Source organism: Leptotrichia rugosa, from assembly GCF_041200005.1.
Taxonomy (GTDB): Bacteria; Fusobacteriota; Fusobacteriia; order Fusobacteriales; family Leptotrichiaceae; genus Leptotrichia; species Leptotrichia rugosa.
In genome coordinates this window covers 598,206-618,421 of the sequence record NZ_CP165644.1, presented here as the reverse complement: position 1 = coordinate 618,421, position 20,216 = coordinate 598,206, and the positions used below count along the sequence as shown (strand labels likewise).

General features: G+C 29.5%; 14 protein-coding genes and 1 pseudogene. 1 reads left to right on the top strand and 14 read right to left on the bottom strand.

Annotated features, from left to right (window positions below; translation table 11 throughout):
• Positions 1-20 precede the first annotated feature (20 nt).
• The 7 genes from amaP to AB8B22_RS03180 all read right to left on the bottom strand — a co-directional run bounded on the left by amaP (position 21) and on the right by AB8B22_RS03180 (position 8,628).
• A complete protein-coding gene (gene amaP, locus AB8B22_RS03210) occupies positions 21-653 on the bottom strand; it encodes an alkaline shock response membrane anchor protein AmaP (protein WP_369711639.1) in 633 nt (210 codons plus the stop codon).
• Between the two features lie 10 nt (positions 654-663).
• Entirely contained in the window at positions 664-1,047 is a 384-nt protein-coding gene (locus tag AB8B22_RS03205) for an Asp23/Gls24 family envelope stress response protein (protein WP_094079048.1), read from the bottom strand.
• Positions 1,048-1,191: 144 nt separating this feature from the next.
• Positions 1,192-2,547, bottom strand: coding sequence for an acetyl-CoA carboxylase biotin carboxylase subunit (accC, locus tag AB8B22_RS03200; protein WP_369711638.1), 1,356 nt, complete (start codon positions 2,545-2,547; stop codon positions 1,192-1,194).
• Between the two features lie 30 nt (positions 2,548-2,577).
• Positions 2,578-2,976 carry a biotin/lipoyl-containing protein gene (locus AB8B22_RS03195; protein ID WP_369711637.1) on the bottom strand — a complete coding sequence of 133 codons (399 nt, stop codon included), beginning with the start codon at positions 2,974-2,976 and terminating at the stop codon, positions 2,578-2,580.
• Positions 2,977-3,109: 133 nt separating this feature from the next.
• Entirely contained in the window at positions 3,110-6,661 is a 3,552-nt protein-coding gene (dnaE, locus tag AB8B22_RS03190) for a DNA polymerase III subunit alpha (protein WP_369711636.1), read from the bottom strand.
• A 14-nt stretch (positions 6,662-6,675) separates the two neighbouring features.
• Positions 6,676-7,467, bottom strand: coding sequence for a Cof-type HAD-IIB family hydrolase (locus AB8B22_RS03185; protein WP_369711635.1), 792 nt, complete (start codon positions 7,465-7,467; stop codon positions 6,676-6,678).
• A 27-nt stretch (positions 7,468-7,494) separates the two neighbouring features.
• Positions 7,495-8,628 (bottom strand): cysteine desulfurase family protein, encoded by a 1,134-nt coding sequence (locus AB8B22_RS03180; RefSeq protein WP_094079053.1) that lies wholly within the window; start codon positions 8,626-8,628, stop codon positions 7,495-7,497.
• 352 nt (positions 8,629-8,980) lie between these two features.
• On the opposite strand from AB8B22_RS03180, the pseudogene AB8B22_RS03175 reads away from it, so the two are divergent.
• Positions 8,981-10,170 (top strand): annotated as a pseudogene (locus AB8B22_RS03175) (dicarboxylate/amino acid:cation symporter).
• A 56-nt stretch (positions 10,171-10,226) separates the two neighbouring features.
• Here AB8B22_RS03175 and AB8B22_RS03170 read toward each other — a convergent pair.
• From AB8B22_RS03170 to rpoC, 7 genes are all read right to left on the bottom strand, one after another.
• Positions 10,227-11,039, bottom strand: coding sequence for a Nif3-like dinuclear metal center hexameric protein (locus AB8B22_RS03170; RefSeq protein WP_369711634.1), 813 nt, complete (start codon positions 11,037-11,039; stop codon positions 10,227-10,229).
• Positions 11,040-11,128: 89 nt separating this feature from the next.
• Positions 11,129-12,085 carry an RNA polymerase subunit sigma gene (locus AB8B22_RS03165; RefSeq protein ID WP_369711633.1) on the bottom strand — a complete coding sequence of 319 codons (957 nt, stop codon included), beginning with the start codon at positions 12,083-12,085 and terminating at the stop codon, positions 11,129-11,131.
• A gap of 42 nt (positions 12,086-12,127) precedes the next feature.
• Positions 12,128-13,306, bottom strand: coding sequence for an RNA polymerase sigma factor RpoD (rpoD, locus tag AB8B22_RS03160; protein ID WP_094079058.1), 1,179 nt, complete (start codon positions 13,304-13,306; stop codon positions 12,128-12,130).
• Positions 13,306-15,132 carry a DNA primase gene (gene dnaG / locus AB8B22_RS03155; RefSeq protein ID WP_369711632.1) on the bottom strand — a complete coding sequence of 609 codons (1,827 nt, stop codon included), beginning with the start codon at positions 15,130-15,132 and terminating at the stop codon, positions 13,306-13,308. The genes rpoD and dnaG overlap by 1 nt, the downstream gene beginning before the upstream one ends.
• A 113-nt stretch (positions 15,133-15,245) precedes the next feature.
• Complete coding sequence (gene rpoZ / locus AB8B22_RS03150; RefSeq protein WP_094079059.1) at positions 15,246-15,458, bottom strand: DNA-directed RNA polymerase subunit omega; 213 nt, start codon at positions 15,456-15,458, stop codon at positions 15,246-15,248.
• A gap of 43 nt (positions 15,459-15,501) precedes the next feature.
• On the bottom strand, positions 15,502-16,047 hold the full coding sequence (gmk, locus tag AB8B22_RS03145) for a guanylate kinase (RefSeq protein WP_094079060.1): 546 nt from the start codon (positions 16,045-16,047) through the stop codon (positions 15,502-15,504).
• A 103-nt stretch (positions 16,048-16,150) separates the two neighbouring features.
• Entirely contained in the window at positions 16,151-20,170 is a 4,020-nt protein-coding gene (gene rpoC / locus AB8B22_RS03140; protein ID WP_369711631.1) for a DNA-directed RNA polymerase subunit beta', read from the bottom strand.
• Positions 20,171-20,216: the final 46 nt, after the last annotated feature.

Sequence of the window (20,216 nt, the reverse complement as noted above, 5' to 3'; positions counted from 1 at the left end):
TACTCTGTTTCTTCTTTTTTTTAAAAATTTTTCTCTTTTTCAATTTCTTTTTCTTGATTTTTATCTGTACTTTCAGATTTTTTTGTTTCAGAATCTTTTTCAGAAAAATCCATAACTTTTCTTTCTGTTATTGTTTCACTTAAAACTTTTCTTAATTTTATTTTACTTTTTTTTACTGTAATTCCAGTTGAATGAAAAACATATTCGGTTAATTCATTTTGAATCTCTGAGAGCTTGTCATTCAAATTTTCTACATTATATGTATCCACACTCGCTTCAATAATAACCGCTTTTCCTTTTGAATATGATTTTACTTTTGAGTTTTTTATAATTTCTTTTGTTTTTAAAAACTCTTTTGTCGTTTCATTTATTGTTTTAATTGATACTTCAATTTCGCCACTTTTACTTCTCACTTTTTTATTTTGAGAATATTTAGTAAGTTTGTTGATATATGAAAGTAAAAATAAAACTAAATAAATTACTGCAACTACTCCAACTAAAATCTTAACATTAAAATTACTCAAATCAACCGCACTATCCAACTGATCTAAATATGTTGTTTTGAATAAAATATCTGAAATACTAGAAAAAGCAATTCCAATAAATCCCAATATCACTGATAATTTTGCTAAAAATCCTAATATAGCTGTCATTTATCCACACCTATTCCTCTGTTTGTTCTGCCACTGCTACTTCATTTTTTTTATCATCTTCAACAATTTTTTGAATGTATACATTCACTTCTTGAACTTTTAATCCAGTTGTTTCTGTGATTGCTTTTACCACTTTTGTCTGAATTTCTCCAGCAAGGGCTGGTAATTGGTAACCCATTTTAGCTACAATATACAAGTCGATTGTACATTCAGTTTCACCAACTTCTACATCAATTCCTTTTCCTCCAGCAGATACGCTTTGGAAAAATTTAATTATTTCATTTTTTGATTTTCCTCCAACTAAACTGCTTACTCCTTCAATTTCTGAAACTACTAATTCTGCAATTGTTGCAACAACTTCCTGTGATATATTTACATTTCCTAATTCGTTCATTTTGATTCCTCCTAAATTTTAAAATTAAATATTTAATTTTTTTAAACAGTTTTTCCCATTTTTAAAAAACAGGAAATCTTGTTTTTATTAATAAAATTATACCACAATTTTTTATTTTTTTCATCTTTATTTTAATAATTTTTTTTATTTTTCCAAAACTTCGCTAAAATAAGTTTCAATAAAGTTTGTATAAAATTTTCCTTCTCTAAATGCCTTGTTTTTAAAAACTTTTTGATGAAAAGGAATTGTTGTGTCAATTCCTTCGATTATAAATTCCTTTAATGCTCTTTCCATTCTTACAATCGCTTCTTCACGATTTTTTCCTTTGACTATTAACTTAGCTATCATCGAATCATAATAAGGCGGTATTTCATAATTTTGGTATGAGTGTGAATCCACTCTCACTCCAATTCCACCAGACGGAATATATTTTTCCAAAATACCAGACGACGGCAAAAATCCATTTTCTGAATCTTCAGCATTTATTCTGCACTCAATTACATGTCCATGTATGTTTATATCTTTTTGAGTAAAACTCAATTTTTCTCCCGCTGCTACTCTTATTTGCTCTTTTACTAAATCAACTCCAGTAATTTCTTCACTTATTGTATGTTCCACTTGAATTCTCGTATTCATTTCCATAAAATAAAAATTCATTTCTTTGTCAACCAGAAATTCCAATGTTCCAACACTGTCATAACCTATCCCTTTAGCTAATTTTACTGCAAATTTTCCCATTTTTTCACGAGTCTTTGCGTCAATTCCAGCTGATGGGCTTTCCTCTATCAATTTTTGATGTCTTCTTTGAATAGAGCAATCTCTTTCTCCTAAATGAACAACATTTCCATATTTATCTCCAATCACTTGAATTTCAACATGTCTTGGTTCTTCAACATATTTTTCAATATAAACATCTGGATTCCCAAAATTTGCTTTGGCTTCATTTTGCGCAACGACATAGTTTTCAACTAATTCTTGTTCATTATGAGCAATTCTCATACCTTTTCCACCGCCACCGGCAGTTGCTTTTATCATGACAGGATAAGTTATCCATTCTGCAATTTCTTTAGCTTCTTCAACACTTGGGACAATTCCGTCCGAACCTTTTGTCATTGGAACTTTATGTTTACTTGCAGTTTCTCTTGCAGTCGCTTTATCTCCCATCATGCTAATAAGTTCAGGTTTAGGGCCAATAAACACAATACCATTTTTTTCACAAATTTCAGCAAATCTTTGATTTTCTGATAAGAATCCATATCCTGGATGAATTGCCTCACTATTTGTAATTTGTGCCGCTGAAATGATATTTGGTATTTTTAAATAAGAATCAGCAGCACTTGGCTTTCCAATACAAATTGCCTCATCTGCAAGTTTTACATGCAGGGAATCCTTATCCGCTTCTGAATATACAGCAACTGTCGCAATTCCCAATTCTCTTGCTGCTCTTATAATCCTCACAGCGATTTCCCCTCTATTTGCTATTAATATTTTTTTAAACATTGATTCCTCCTAAATATTAACTTTTTTAATTTATTTTATTTCGATTTTAAATAATTCTTTTGAAAAATCAACAGCGATTCCATCAGAGACCAAAACTTCTTTTATCACTCCGTCAGCTGTGGCTCTTACTTCATTTTCAATTCCCATTGTGTAAATTTTAGCTAATATTTCACCTTTTTTAACTTCTTTTCCACTATTTACATTTAATAATTTTATCTTCCCAACATTATCTGACTTAATAATTTCTTCTTTTTTTACCTTTTCTTCTTTTTTCATAACTTTTACAGGATGGGACACATTTATTTTTTGACTGGCATCACAAGAATTAATCAATGTTAATTTCATTTTTCCATATCTAATTTTAAGCTCTTCCAACTCTTCTTTTTTCATAACTTTCATCAATTCTTGAATATCTTTTAATTCCATCATTTCTCCTCATTTTAAAACTATCATTTTTAAAAATTTAAATTTTTTTATTTTGTATTAATCGCTTAATTTTGATAATTTATTATAACATACAATATTATATTTTACAATATTTTTAAGGTTTCAAGAAAGATCATTATCTTATCTTTATTTTTTCAAATCCTGTTAATTTCACCAATCTGCGCAAAAAATTTAAAGACAGATTTATAGTGTATTTAGAAGTTTTAAACTCACTTTTTCCACCTTTTTCCAAAACTTGAATAAATTTATTTTTCCCTCGATATTTCAAAATTAATTTTTTAATTTCTTGAGATTTTTTTATCGTATCTTCATCAATTTTAATAAATAATTTCAAATCCTTTCTTTTTTCCAAATTTTCCAATTTACAAATATTTTCTAAAAAAATATTATATTTTTCATTTTCAAAATTCACATTTCCTTCCAAAATAACAATTTCGTTTTCTTTAATCTCATTTTCAAAATTTACATATTTATTCGGAAAACATATAATTTCAATATTTCCATCAAAATCTTCCAATTCAAATTTTGCCATTTTTTCGCCTTTTTTTGTATTAAAAACACTCAAATGCTTTATCATTCCAATAATTCTTACATTTTTTAATTTTTTTTTGGAAATATTTTTAATTCTATTGTGAAAAACCATATCTATCAAAACTTTTTTCAAATCCAGCGGGTGTTTTGAAACATAAATCCCCAGATATTTTTTTTCATTTTCCAAAAGTTCTGTTTGTAAAATTTTTTTACTTTTCGTTTTTACATCTTTCAAATTTTTTAAATCAGAATTTTTTTTATTTTTATCTTCTAAACTTTCTTGAAATATTTTACTTACTTGTGTTTCTTCATCAAGCAATTCTAGATTTTCAATCAAATCAAGCATTTTACTCCGACTTTTTCCGAATTTGTCTAATGCCCCTGAAAATATCAAAATTTCGAGTTGTTTTGCCGTCATTTCATTATCTTTCATTCGCTGAGCAAAATCTTCATAAGAACTAAAGTTCCTATTTTTTGCCTCTTCACTCAAACTTTGAAGCAACTTTTCTCCTATTCCTTTTATTCCGCAAAATCCAAAGCGAATACTTCCATATTTCTCATTTTCTTTTCTGCGTGTTTTTTCTTTCACAACTTCAAAATCTTTATTACAAATATTTACATCAGGCAAAAATAAATCTATATCTTTTTTTTTAGCTTCATTTACAAAAATTTGAAATCTATCTAAATTTGAAACTTCTACTGACATTATTGCAGCAAAAAATTCCAAAGGATAATTTGCCTTAAAAAAAGCTGTCCAGTAAACGATTAATGAATATGCCGCCGAATGTGACTTGTTAAATCCGTAGCCACCAAATTTTTCGATTAAGTCATAGATTTCATTTGCTTTTTTTTGTGGATTTTCACTCTGTAAAACGCCTTTTTTTAAAGTATTTTTTACAAATTTTTCACGGTTTTTCTGAATTAATTCAAGATTTTTTTTACTTATCGCTCTTCTCACTTCATCAGCTTCCCCAAGCGTATAACCCGCAAGTTCACTTAAAATTTTCATAACCTGCTCCTGATACAAAATCATTCCGTAACTTTCCGCCAAAATATCTTTTAGAGAACCATCAATATATTTTATTTCATTTTTTGAATTTTTTTGAGAAATAAAGTCATCTACCATTCCACTTCCAAGAGGTCTATAAAGCGCAAGAACCGCCACAATATCGCTAAAACTCTCAATTTTCATTTTTTTCATAAGGCTTCTGATACCGACCGACTCGCACTGAAAAACTCCCATTGTATCAGCATTTGAAAGAAGCTCATAAGTTTTTTTGTCATCTAATGGAATTTTATCAAGAAATACTTTATTTTTCGATTTTTCAAAAAAAATCTCATTATATTTTTTGCTCTCTTCCACATTTTCAACAGTTTTTCGCAAAATTGTCAAGTTTTTTAAGCCCAAAAAATCCATCTTCAAAATTCCTAGTTCTTCCAGCTCTTTCATCTGATACTGAGTTGCCACAACTTTTGTCTTTCCATCGGAATAAGTTGGTATTTCATCAGTCAAAACATCTTTTGAAATGACAATTCCTGCTGCATGAATGGAAGTGTGTCTAACCTGCCCTTCCAGCTTTAAGGAATAATCAATTATTTCCCTTGTTTCCCTGTCGGTTTCATACATCATTTTCAATTCTGCCACATTTTCTTTTGCTTCACTCAAATCCATACTAAACGGTATCATTTTCGCAATTTTATCAACTTTTGAAATTTTCACATTCAAAACTCTTCCCACATCTCTAATTACAAGTCTTGCTTTTAATGTTCCAAAAGTTATGATATGAGCGACATGCTCACTTCCATACTTTTTATAGACATAATCTATAACTTGCTCCCTTTGCTCCTGATCAAAATCTATGTCAATATCAGGCATAGAAATTCTTTCAGGATTTAAAAATCTCTCAAAAATCAAATTATATTCAAGTGGATCAATATCTGTGATATTTAAAGCATACGAAACTATGCTTCCCGCAGCAGAACCACGTCCAGGTCCAACATAGATTCCATTTTCTCTAGAAAATTTTATAAAATCCCAAACTATAATAAAATAACCATTATAACCCATTTCATCAATAATTTTAAGCTCGTATTCCGCTCTTTTTATTATACTTTTTCCATCCAAACTTTTTTCATTTTTAAATTTGTCGCTTGAAAATTTTTTAATAACTTCTTTTATATCTTCTTCATTTTCCACTTCAAAAGTTACAGTTGAATATCTTTTTACAATTCCGTTATAGACAAGTTTTCGTAAAAATCCTTTTTCAGAAATATTTTTGGGCAATTCATATCTAGGAAATCTAAATTTATGAAATTCAAAATCAACTTCACAATTTTGAACAATTTTTTGAATATTTTTTATTGCCTTTTCAAAAATCTCAGTTTCGTTTTTAAAAGAGTTTTTCATTTCAATATAATTTTTAAAATAGAAGTCATTATTTTTAATTTCCTCACTATTTACAATCTTTTCTGAATCTGACTTTTCTCCATCTTTTATCAGTTCCACTATTTTTTGCAAAATTTTATCTTCTTCATTCAAATAATAAATGTCATTCGTTACAACAAAATTACTTATGTTTTCTCTTTTCACCGTTTCAATGAGCAGCTTTTTCACTTTCTCAAGTTTTTTTGATGCTGGAATTTCCAAAAAAAAATTTTCGCCAAAATCAAAAGAAAATTTTCTCATTATTTTTCGTGCAATTTCATTTTTTTGCTCCAAAATGCAATTTGTAATTTCTCCATTCAACCCGCTTGACAAAATATACAAATCTTGTGAATACTTTTTCAAATCTTCATATTTTACTTTATTTCTTTTCCGTGAAAACTTTTCAAACGAAATCGAAGATAACTTACACAAATTTTTATAACCATTTTTATTTTTGGCAAGTAAAGTTAAAGAATATTCTCCAAAATTTTCCATTCCGTCTAAAAAGATTTCAAGTCCAATAATTGGCTCAATCTTAGCATTTTTACATTTTTTAAAAAATTCTATTGCACCAAACATATTGACATCCGTTATTGCAAGGGAAGTCATCCCAAGTTCACTTGCTTTTTTCACATACTCGTCTATTTTTCCAACGCCTTCCAGCAAAGAATACTCGGTGTGCAACTTTAAATGTACAAATTTACTTTCCATCAATTTCCCCTACTTTATAAATTTTTTAGAATTTCATAAATTCCATCTTCGTCATTGGACAAAGCTATTCTGTCAGAAGAAAATTCCTTTTTTAAGTCTTCAGTCGCATTTCCCATAAGATACCCATATTTTACCGATTTTAACATCTCCAAGTCATTCCACTGATCTCCAAAAGCCATTGCCTCCTGCGGCAAAATATTATATTTTTCAAGCATAACTTTAACAGTTAACCCTTTATTCACTTCTTTATTTAGCGCTTCCAAATACTTTAATTTTGAAAACACAAATGTAACATCTGGCAACTTTTCTTCCAATTCTTTTTTCAATTTTTTTAAAACCTCATTTTCATTGATAAAAAGCGCTTTTGTCGAAGTTTTTTCAAAAAAATTGTCAAAATTTTCCACATAATACGGAATTCCAACACTTTCAGCATACGCTTTCCCTTCATCTGTCTCTTTTTCAATGTACAATTTATCATCTGTGTACAAATTCAAGTGAATATTTTTTTCTCTTGCAATTTTTATTATCTTTTCCACAGCATTCGCATCTAACGGTTTTTCATAAATCATTTTTTTTGTTGTAGGATCCACGATTCTTCCACCGTTATAAGTAATCACGGGATTTTTTATTTTAAGCATTTCGATAAAAGGACTTGCTGAAGTAAATGTACGACCTGTCGCAATAAAAATTTTAACTCCTTTTTTTTCTAATTCATTCAATTTATTTTTTAAATTTTCAGAAATTGTATGCTCACTTGTTAGTGTTGTCCCATCCAAATCCAAAAATATTGCCTTAATTTTGTCCATTTTTACTTTTCACTCCTTCACAAATTTTTATATTATCTCTTTCAAATTTTCAATAAAATAATCAATTTCTTCAATTGTCGTATCTTTTCCAATACTGATTCTAAACGAACTTTTCAATCTTTCATCATTTAATCCCATAGCTTCTAAAACGTACGAATTTTCAAGCGAACCAGACATACAGGCTGAACCTCCGCTCACACAAATTCCCCTCATATCAAGAGCTACTAAAAGCATTTGAATATCCGTATTTTCTATAAAGACATTTGTAATATTTTTCACTCTTCTTGAATTTTCTCCATTTATTTCCACTTTCTGAATTCTTCCAATTTCATTTTTCAATTTTTCCTCCAAATATTCTTGAATCTTTTTTTCGTGTTCAAAAATCACTTCCATTTTTTCATAAACTTCCTCAAGTGCAACGCCGGTTCCCAAAATTCCATTCACATTTTCAGTCCCCGCTCTTCTGTTTCTCTCTTGACTTCCTCCAAAAATTTCTTTTTCAATATTATATTTTTTGTCGATAAACACAAATCCAGTTCCTTTAGGCCCATAAAATTTATGCGATGACACAGTCAAAGCATCTATTCTCAACTCTTTTGGATAAATTTCAAATTTTCCAATTGCTTGAACAGCATCCGTGTGAAAAAAAATTTCTTTTTCTTTTAAGAACTCACCAATTTCCTTTATTGGCTGAATAACTCCAGTTTCATTATTTACAAACATAACCGACACAAGAGCGGTATCTTTTCTAACTGCTTTTTTTAACTTTTCAACATCAATTATTCCATCTTTTGTAACATCTATGTAAGTTACGTCATACCCTTGCTTTTCAAGACTTTCAAAAGTTTTTAGCACAGTCGAATGTTCGATTTTGGTTGTTATGATGTGTTTTCCTTTATCCTTATTCTGTTTTAAAAATCCTTTTATGACAAGATTGTTCCCTTCCGCACCACCAGAAGTAAAAACTATTTCTTTTGCTTCAACTTTTAAATTTTTTGCCACAATATGTCTTGCATTTTCAACTACAGCTTTTGCCTTTTGCCCCAAAGTATGTGTTGAAGAAGGATTCCCATAAATTTCTTCAAACGATTCTGTCATCTCTTCAATCACTCTTTTTGACATTTTTGTCGTAGCCGCATTATCTAAATAAACTAATTTCATTTTTTTCTCCTAATTTTTAAAAACTTTTATACCATTATTTTACCATATTTCACAATTAATCAAAAAATTTTTTTCATTAATTTTATTTTTTTATAAATAATTATCAAGCAAATTCACTGATTAATTTGTTTATTTTATATTTTGTTTTTAGTTTAATCTTTTTATTTTTTTTAATAAGTAGAAATGGCGGTCCTTTTCCCTTATGGAAAAAATATGAAAATAATATTGAACAGAATAACGCTTTGTAACCAAAAATAAATTAAAAGTATTTCTAAAAATTAATTTATAAAAAACTTAAATTTATGATATAATACAATTATAGTTATTTTTTTTAATGAAAGGAGAAAATTTTATGAAAAGATTTAAAATAGGTCTGGTTTCACGGCTATTGATGGCAATTGTGCTGGGGATTTGTGCTGGATTTATTTTACCAGGACCGATTATTAGAATTGCTGTAACTTTTTCAGGACTGTTCAGTAAATATTTGGCATTTATTATACCACTTATGATTATTGGATTTATAGTAACAGGAATTGCTGATTTAACACAAGGAGCGGGAAAACTTCTAGGAATAACAACTGTTATAGCGTATGGTTCAACGATTTTAGCAGGTACACTGGCCTATATAATGGCTTCAATTGTTTTTCCACATATAATAGATGGAAATACTCTAGCAAAAATAGGGGATCCAGAAAAAGGAATGTTAAAGCCTTTTTTTGAAATAAATTTACCACCTTTACTAGATGTAACTTCAGCAGTAGTCTTTTCATTCATAATGGGTCTTTCAATAAGCTGGTTAAAATCTCAGAAAAATGATTACGGTGAAACAATTTATAATTTATTTTCAGATTTTTCTATTATTATTGTAAAAGTTTTATCGACTTCAATCATTCCAGTCTTACCTTTTTATATTTTTGGAACATTTGCAAATATGGCTCACAGCGGTGGTGTATTTACGATAATGTCAGTATTCATAAAGGTATTTTTGTGTGTTTTGACTTTACATATTATATATTTAATAATTTTATTTATAATTTCTGGCGCAATTGGAAAGAAAAATCCACTTCAGTTGTTAAAACATCAAATTCCAGGATATATAACTGCACTTGGAACTCAGTCTTCTGCAGCTACAATCCCTGTAAACGTGGAATGTGCTAAAAATAACGGAGTTTCTGAAGAGATAAGGGATTTTGTCGTACCACTTTGTGCGACAATCCATATGGCTGGAAGTATCATAACGATAACAAGCTGTGTTACAGCTGTCTTAATGATAAATAATATGTCTCATAGCTTGTCGATTATGTTTCCATTTATAATGACTTTGGGGGTTGCAATGGTAGCAGCACAGGAGCACATGGGGCAATAATGTCAGCACTGCCATTTTTAGGAATGGTCGGAATTGTTTCGACAGGTTCATTAGGAACAATGCTTATTGCACTATACATAACTCAAGATAGTTTTGGAACTGCGGCAAATGTATCTGGAGATAATGCAATCGCTGTTATTGTAGATACAATTTATCATAGATATATAAAAAAATAAAATAAAAAAAAAGAGAAATTAAGCATTTTATTGCCCAAAACTCTTTTTTTATTTTTTTATCCCAATTGAAAAATTTGATTTTCGTAGTGTTTTATCATTTCACCATCAAAAAACTTTGAAACTTCCCTTTCCATTAAGTCCGCAAATAAATATTCACTCTCCAAATGACCTATATCAACTAGAAGTCCACCTTCTTCAAGCGTATCAAGCGCTTCATGATATCTCAAATCCCCTGTTAAAAACACGTCGACACTTCCTTTTGCATGACCGATAAAAGAACTTCCACCACCTGTCACAAGACCAATTCTTTTGATAATTCGGTTTTTATCTCCGACAAATCTCACATAAGGCAACCCAAGTTCATATTTAATTTTTTTTACCAAATTTTCCAAAGTGATTCCTTCATTCAAAATTTTTATTCTCACAGTTCCGCCATAATGTCGTTCCATACAATGCTTAACTTCATTGTAATCCTCAAAACTGACTTCATTCAAGATTTTTGTTTCTCCGTCTAAATTTAACTTTTCCATCACAAAGTCATTTAATCCATTTATTGCAAAATCAGCATTTGTATGAATTGAATAAACAGCTATCCCACTTTCAATAAGTTTTAGAACTTTTCTTCCGTGCAATGTCTCATTGTTAATTCTTTTCATTCCAGAAAAAATAACTGGATGGTGTGAAATTATTAAATTTACATCATTTTTTATTGCTTTTTCAATCGCATTTTCAGTCACATCCAAGCAAAATAATATTTTTTTTATTTCTTTATTTTCATCTCCAATTAAAAGCCCTACATTATCCCAATCTTCTGCCATTCTGGGATTATATTTTGTCTTTAATTCTCCTATTATATCTCTTAATTTCATTTTTTTTTGTGTTTTTCTCCTTTCTTTTATTTATTTTTTATTTTTTAATTTTTTTGTTTAATTTTAATTTATTTTTTTCAATCAACTTCCTAATTAACTAAAAAATTCAAATTTTCACTATTTTTTACAAAATCACTTTGCAACATATCTATAGATAGCTTATTAAGCGCTTTTTCCTTCAAAATATTCACATTGTGATACGCTATGTTCAGATTTTTGGCTATTTCCTTTTCAGAATAAATTTTATCATCCAATCCGTAAAACATCACTAAAATCTGTTCATCAATATATCCCAATTTTTTGGGAATATTTTCTAAAATATATGTTTTTGTTATTTTATCAGCTTTTTCAAATATTTTTTCACTTTCGATAGATTTTTCATCTTTTACTTTATCAAACAATTTTTCCAAGTCTTCCAAATATTCTGGATTTACACTCATCTGCTTACTAATTTCTTCAAGGCTGTAACCATCAGCTTTGTCCAATTTTAATTTTAAGTATAAAATATATGACAATTCCATTGATTTTATATTTTTTAGCAATTTTTTCTGAAATTCCAAAATATATTTTATTGAAAAATTTTTCAAAAAAAATTCTGGACTTTTAAAATTCTTCATTATTCTATAATAATAATTTAACCCTGAAATCAGCCCCAAAGTCGCTTCTTGAACTATATCCAAAAATGAAAATCCAAATTTTGAATAATTAAGACTCTCTTTCACTGCAACTTTTAAATATCTGTCAATTAACTCGTCAGTTTTAAAACTTTTCTTTTCTTTAATTTTTTCAAAAACCTCTCTATTTCTTTCTTTTACATCTTCCAAATAAGATTTTATTGTATTTTTTTCTAAAATATAGAAATTTTCATCTTCCAAGGCGATAAAGTCACTTCCATCAACAGATGTCCGTACTTCTGGAACATTCTCTGAATAAATAAATTTTAATAACTCAAAAAATTCATCATCGGATAAATCGTTACTTTCAACAATTTTTTCAAAACTAAATTTACCCTTTTTTCTTATATCTTCTATTACATTACTTAACAATTTTCCACCTCTATTTTAAAATGAAAGGAGCCATCCAGATTTCTAGCTCCTATAATCTTCTAATTTTTTTCTTCTACTCGGGTGTCTTAGTTTTCTCAGTGCTTTCACTTCAATCTGTCTAATACGTTCCCTTGTCACATTAAATATTTTTCCAACTTCTTCCAATGTCTTTTGTGAACCATCATCAAGACCATATCTGTATCTAAGAACTTTTTCTTCTCTTTCATTCAATGTTTTCAATACATCATCAAGCTGTTCCTTTAAAAGCACCCTTGTAGTTGCATCGTACGGATTTGCGAATTTATCATCTTCTACAAAATCTCCTAATTCACTATCTTCTTCACTTCCCACAGGTGTTTCCAAAGAAATGGGATCCTGATTCATTTCAAGTATATTTTTCACTTTTTCAACCGGTAATTCCAATTTTTTCGACAGCTCCTCAGCAGTCGGCTCTTTTCCAGTTTCCTGCAAAATAATTCTGCTTTCTTTTTTTATTTTATTAATTGTTTCTATCATATGAACAGGTATTCTTATTGTTCTTCCTTGATCTGCAATTGCCCTTGTTATAGCTTGTCTTATCCACCAAGTCGCATAGGTTGAAAATTTAAATCCTTTTTCATATTCAAATTTTTCTACCGCTTTCATAAGCCCCATATTTCCTTCTTGAATTAAATCCAACATTTTTAGACCACGATTAGTATGTTTTTTAGCTATACTTACAACTAATCTTAAATTGGATTCTATTAATTTTTGTTTTGCTTCCTCATCTCCATTTAAAACTTTTTGCGCATATTCTATTTCTTCTTCATAACTTAAAAGCGGTATTTGACCAATTTCGCGTAAATACATTTTAATTGGCTCATCCACATCCATACTTTCGGCCATTTTAATTAAATCTGCCTGTAATAGCTTATCTACTTCAGTATCATCAATTTCACTCTCTACAAACTCATCGTTTCCATCCTCAAAATCAGAAATTTCCATTTTTTCTATTTCTTCCATGGTTTTTGGAACTTTGAGCAACTCATTTTTTTCTTTTTGCGTATCAACTATTTGGACACCATCGTCAGCTAATTTTTTTATCAGCTGTTCAATTTTTTCAGGTGGATAATTTGCTGGTAAAGCGGCATTAATTTCTTCATAACTAGCTACTTTCTGCTTTCTTGTTTCCTTTATAAAATTTGCGAGACTGTTTTTTAATTTATTTTTATTTTCAGACATTATTCTGGTCTCCTTATTTCTTCAAATTTCTTATATATTTTCTTTAAATCTTCAAATGTATGAAATTCTCTTTCAAGTTCAATTTCAACTTCTCTTTTTAATCTAAATTTTTCCGCTCTTGTCATATCTTTTCGGGTATCTTTTATTTCTCTTCTCAGCCAACTTTTAAATAATTCATTAAAATAACTTTCTTCTTTTTCAAGTTTAATTTCTTTGTCTGCAAAGCATTTCAAGCCAAATGTTTTTTCTTTTTGTTCCTCTGTAAGCTCAGTTTCATTTATTTGCAAAACAGTTTCTACTGCAAAATTTATTTCTTGTAATTTTGAAAATAAATTGTGATAAAACTCATTCGTCAAATTTTTTTTCAGAAGCAATTGAATTTTTTCTTTTTGTAACTTAAAATATTTTATACAATACATAATCGTCTGCTCTTCCAAATCATCATATAAATCTTTTTCTTCTTTTTTATATTGTACTTTTGAATCAAAACTATTTTTTTTTATATAATTATTATTACTTTTGTCTTTTTTCGTATAACTTTTTTCGCTCTCAAATTCCTGTCTTAAATACTTCTCTTCAATTCCAATCTCATGTGATAATTTTTGAATATACAGCTCTTTATCGAGCTCATTTTCAAAAGTTTCAAAAAATGGTTTAAATTTTTTAACTAATATCCGTTTTGAAGTAATCTCTTCTATATTCAAATTTTTTGTAAACTCTAAAAATAAAAAATTATAAAAATCAACCGATTTCTTTAAAGTTTCTACAAATTTTTTCTTGCCGTATTTTCTCAAAAATTCATCTGGATCTTTTACATTTTCGGTTATTTTAAGACATTTTATTTCAAAATCAAACTTTTTTAAAATATATCCAGCTCTTATAATAGCATTTTTTCCAGCTTCATCGTTATCATAAGCAATTATTATGTTTTTTGTATATCTTTTTAACAAACTTGCCTGTTCTTCAGTAAAAGCTGTTCCAAGACTTGCAACCGCAGTTTCAAAACCATATCTTTTTACCGTCAATACATCCAAGTAACCTTCCATTAATATGGCAAAGCCTTTTCTTTTAATCGCTTCCCCACGATTTTTTAGACCAAATAACTCCTTACCTTTTTTAAAGACAACTGAATCGGCTGAATTTAAATATTTAGGCAAATCTGTCTCCTTTTCAATAATCCTTCCACCAAAACCAACAATTTTATTTTGTGGATTATAAATCGGAAACATGACTCTGTTTCTGAAAGTGTCGTATACCGCTCCTGATTCATTCCTTTTTACAAGACCCAATTCCAATATTTTTTTTTCAGAAAAATTTTTCTTTATTAAATATTTAAACAGCTCATCTCTTTCATTCAAAGAAAATCCTATTTCAAATTTTTTTATATCTTTCGGTAAAAAACCTCGCTCTTCCATATATTTCAATGCTTTCTCATCATTTTTTATGGAATTCTTAAAAAATTCGTGAGCGTCACTTAAAATTTCATAATATTCTTTATATTTGTCCTGATTAATTTCATATTTATTTCCAAAATTTGAAATTTTTAGCGGAATGTTATATTTTTGTGACAATTCTTTTATCGCTTGTGGAAAACTTACATCATTTATCAATTGATAAAATTTTATCACATTTCCACCAACTCCTGAACTGAAATCAAAAAATATATTTTTTACCGGATTTACTGAAAAAGAAGGCGTTCTTTCTTCTTTAAAGGGAGAGAGACCCTTATAACCAGAACCTGATTTTTTCAAATTTACATACTCTGAAATCACCTCTACAATATCTAAATTATCTATTAATTTTTGAATTTCCTTTTTTTCATACATATTTGTTCACTCCCTTTTATTTTTTTCTAAGGGAATTCTTTTAATAATTTTAGATGTTACATTATAAGTATAATTTGATTTTTTAAATAGTCAATACTTTATTAAAAAATTTTTTAAATTTCTTCATTTTCTTTTTTTTTGTTGTCATTATAGATAACTTCAACTTCGTCATTCATGATGTCAGAAAAAACGTCATCCATCACTTCAAATTTTGCTTTATCTTTCTTAAATTCAGCCTTTGCAATTTTTCCTGCGATAATTGCCAACTCATATTTATTCGGCACTTTTTTTAATAGCTCATCTATCGTTATTTTTTCTTTTTTCATTGTTTTAAAAAGTTTTTATAAAAAAACTTTCTCCTTTCAATATTTATAAATTTATAATATTTATTAAATCATTGCATGCTTTCTCAATTTCTTTGTTTACAATTACATAATCATATTTTTTTTCGTACTCAAGTTCTTTTTTAGCGTTTTTTAGCCTTAATTCTATAACTTCGTCGCTGTCTGTCTTCCTATTTCTCAATCTATTTTCCAGCACTTCCAAATTTTCCGTTTTAAAAAAGACTAAAATCGCATCTTTTTTCTTTTCTTTTGCAATTAATGCACCTTGCACATCAATTTCCAAAATGACATTAAGTCCTTTTTCCAAATTTTCTTCCACTGTTTTTTTCAGTGTCCCGTAATAATTTCCATGGACATTTGCAAATTCATAAAACTCATCATTTTTTATTTTTTTTTGAAATTCTTCTTTTGTCAAAAAATAATAATCTTTTCCGTCAATTTCTCCATTTCTAGGCTTTCTCGTAGTTGCAGAAATTGAAAGTGGAATATTTAATTTATCTTTTACCAATTTTGTAACCGTTGATTTCCCTGACCCAGATGGTCCTGATACAATAATTAATTTTCCTTTCATAAAAATCACCTTATTCTTTTTAAATTATTGAAAATAAAAATTAACTTTATATTATGAGATAAGGGAAATTTAAAATTTCCCTTATTTTTTTAATCATAATTTTCTATTCTTCAACAGAAATTTCGCCATTTTCTTGAGCATTGTCATCCAACATTTCTTCCTGATTTTCTGCTTTTTCACTAGCAATATCAGATTTTAACTTGGCATCTAAATGTAAGTAATCTTTGAATCCAGTTCCTCCTGGCACTCTCTTACCGATTATGACATTTTCTTTCATTCCTTCAAGTTTGTCAATTTTTCCTTCAACTGCCGCATTTGCCAACACTTTTGTAGTTTCTTGGAACGATGCAGCTGAAATAAAGCTTTCTGTATTTACTGCAGCTTTTGTAATACCTTGTATTACAGGTTCGTAAGTTGCAGGATTTTTCCCATTTGAAATTAACTTTTCATTTTCTCTTTCAATAATTTTCTTTTCAATTAATTCATCTTCTAGGAACAGAGAATCTCCAACTTCTTTAATTTTTACTTTTTGGAACATCTGTTTAACTATTATTTCAATATGCTTGTCGTTTACTGTAACCCCTTGTTCACGATAAACTTGCTGCACTGATTCCAAAATAAATTGCTGCGCTTCCACAAGTCCTTTAATTTTTAGAATATCGTGAGGTGAAACTGGTCCATCTGTAATTTTAGCACCTTTTTCAATTAACATTTCATTAGTTACAACTAGATGTTCTCCTACGGGAACCGTATATTCTTGAATTAATTCCCCAGTTTCAGGATCTTCAATTAAGATTAGCCTCATACCTTTTTTCTTTTTATCAGAGAATACAACACGCCCTGCAAATTCTGATAAAATAGCTTTTCCTTTAGGATTTCTTGCTTCAAATAATTCTTGCACACGAGGAAGACCTCCAGTAATATCTTTATTTCCTTCTCCTGTTTTCAAAATTTTTGTAATAATTTGACCTTTTTTAACAATATCCCCTTCATTTACCATCAAATATGCACCATATGGAACTGCATATTCCACTCTTCTGTTATCTTTTGTATAAATTATGATTCTAGGATTTACATCGCTGCTTTCCACAGGTTTTATTGCTACTTTTTCAGTAACTCCATATTTTACATCAATATTTTCTCTCACATAAATATCTCTAAATTCAACTTTACCTTCTTCAGATGTAATAATTGGTGTCTGATAAGGATCAAATTCAACTAGCACTTGTCCTTTTTTGACTGCATCTCCATCCTTCACATGTAAAATCGAACCAGATTGTATTTCATATCTATGTTTTCCTATTATTAAACGTCCATTTTGAGAAACGACAATTTCTTTCCCTTCTTCATTTACAAGTGTAGAAATACCTCTAAATTTAACTTTTCCAGAAACATCCGCTTTATAGTCAGATTGGACTGAAGCCGCTGTGGCAACCCCTCCAGTATGGAAAGTACGCATTGTAAGCTGTGTACCAGGTTCTCCAATTGATTGAGCTGCAATTACTCCAACTGCTTCTCCTTTCAAAATTTCCTTATGATTAGACAAATCAAGTCCATAACATTTTCTGCAAACACCTTTTTCTAATTTACAAGTTAGCGGCGTTCTGATTTCCACTTCACGAATGTCCAGTTCTTCGATTTTTTTAATCAATTCATCGTTAATCAAAGTATTTCTAGTCGCAATAACTTCTCCATTATGAATCAAATCTTTTGCAAGTGTTCTACCGTAAATTCTCTCACTTAATTTTTCAATAACTTCCCCAGCATCCATCAAATCTGATACGACAATTCCGTGTTCACATCCACAGTCATCGTGATTTACAATAACTTCGTGCGAAATATCAACTAACCTTCTTGTCAAATATCCTGAATCCGCCGTTCTTAATGCAGTATCGGCAAGTCCTTTTCTTGCTCCATGCGATGACATAAAGAATTCCAAGATATTAAGTCCTTCTCTAAAGTTTGCTTTAATTGGCATCTCAATAATTCTACCTTGTGTATCCGCCATAAGTCCACGCATTCCACCTAATTGACGCATTTGTGCGATTGAACCCCTGGCTCCAGAATTTGCCATCATATACACTGGATTAAATTCATCTAGGTTATTCATCATATCTTTTGTTACTTTTTCAGTTGCTTCTGCCCAAATACTTACTGTTTTTCTATATCTTTCTTCATTAATAATTTCCCCAGCTTTATATTGTTTTTCAACTTCTGCTACACCTTTTTCAGCATTTTCAAGTATTTCTTTTTTAGTTTCAGGAATTTTTAAATCTTCAATTCCAACTGTAATTCCAGCAAGTGTACCATAATGGAATCCAAATGCTTTAATATCATCAAGTAAACTTGAAGTTTTCTCAAATCCATATCTTTTATAAAGCTCAGCAATCAATTTTGCCAATTCTTTTTTCCCAAACGTGATTCCATAATTTCTAACTTCTTTCGGCAAGATTAAGTTAAACATTAATCTTCCAGGAGTTGTGTCAAGTAATTTATCTTCCACTCTTACTTTTACTAAGGCATGGACTGACACTTTTCCACTTTGATAAGCAGTAATTAACTGATTTCTGTTAGAAAATACTTTTCCTTCTCCTTTTGCACCTTTTTTTTCTTTTGTCATATAATAACATCCCATTACCATATCTTGAGAAGGAACTGCAATTGGTTTTCCACTTGATGGCGCAATAATATTATTTGTTGCAAGCATAAGTAATTTTGCTTCCATTTGTGCTTCTTGTGACAACACTAAGTGAACTGCCATTTGATCCCCGTCAAAATCGGCATTAAACGCTGAACATACTAAAGGATGAAGTCTTATCGCTTTCCCTTCTATTAAAATTGGCTCAAACGCTTGAATTGACAGTCTATGTAATGTTGGCGCACGATTTAACAGCACAGGGTGATTTTTAATTATTTCTTCAATCAATTCCCAAACATTTTCGTCTTCTTCTTCCACCATTTTTTTTGCGATTTTCACATTGGAAGCCAATTCTCTTTGTACCAATTCTCTCATTAAAAATGGTTTATATAGCTCAAGCGCCATCTTTTTAGGAAGTCCACATTGATTCATTTTTAAGCTTGGTCCAACAACAATTACCGATCTTCCAGAATAATCAACCCTTTTCCCCAAAAGGTTTTGTCTAAATCTACCTTGTTTTCCTTTTAACATGTCAGATAATGATTTTAGCTCTCTATTGTTTTGAGTAACTACTGGTTTTCCACGACGACCATTGTCAATTAAAGCGTCAACAGCTTCCTGAAGCATTCTCTTTTCATTTTTTATGACAATTTCAGGCGCTTTTATCGACATCAATTTTTTAAGTCTTATATTTCTGTTGATTACTCTTCTGTATAAGTCATTTAAGTCAGAAGTTGCAAATCTTCCCCCATCAAGCTGCACCATTGGTCTTAAGTCTGCAGGAATTACAGGAAGTACAGTCATAATCATCCATTCAGGTCTATTTCCAGAAAGGATTAAATCTCTTACTATTTTTAATCTTTTTATAACTTTTTTCCTTTTTTGAGATGAATGTTCCGTATCCATTTCATTTTCCAACTTTTGTTCCAACTCTTTCAAATCAATTTCTTCTAATAGCGCTAAAACTCCTTCAGCTCCCATTTTTGCTGTAAATTCATTTTTAAATTGACTTTCATAAAGTTTATATTCCCTATCAGTCAAAATTTGACCTTTTTCAAGTCCCGTTTCTCCTGGATCAGTTACAGTATATCTAGAAAAGTACAAGACTGATTCCAATTCTTTTGTGCTTATTCCAAGTAAAAGACTCATTTTATTAGGTGTTCCTTTGGAATACCAAATATGTGCAATTGGCGTAGCAAGTTTAATGTGTCCCATTCTTTCACGACGGACTTTTGAAGTAGTTACTTCAACTCCACATTTTTCACAGACCATTCCTTTGTAACGCATTCTTTTGTATTTTCCACACGCACATTCATAGTCTTTTGAAGGTCCGAATATTCTCTCGCAGAAAAGCCCTTCCATTTCAGGCTTAAGTGTTCTATAATTTATTGTTTCCGCTTTTGTAATTTCTCCATATGACCATTCCAATATTTTTTCCGGCGATGCCAGTTTTATTTGAATACTATCAAAATCTCTTATACTCATTAATAAGAGCCTCCTCAATATTATTTATTCCACTTTTTTGATAAAG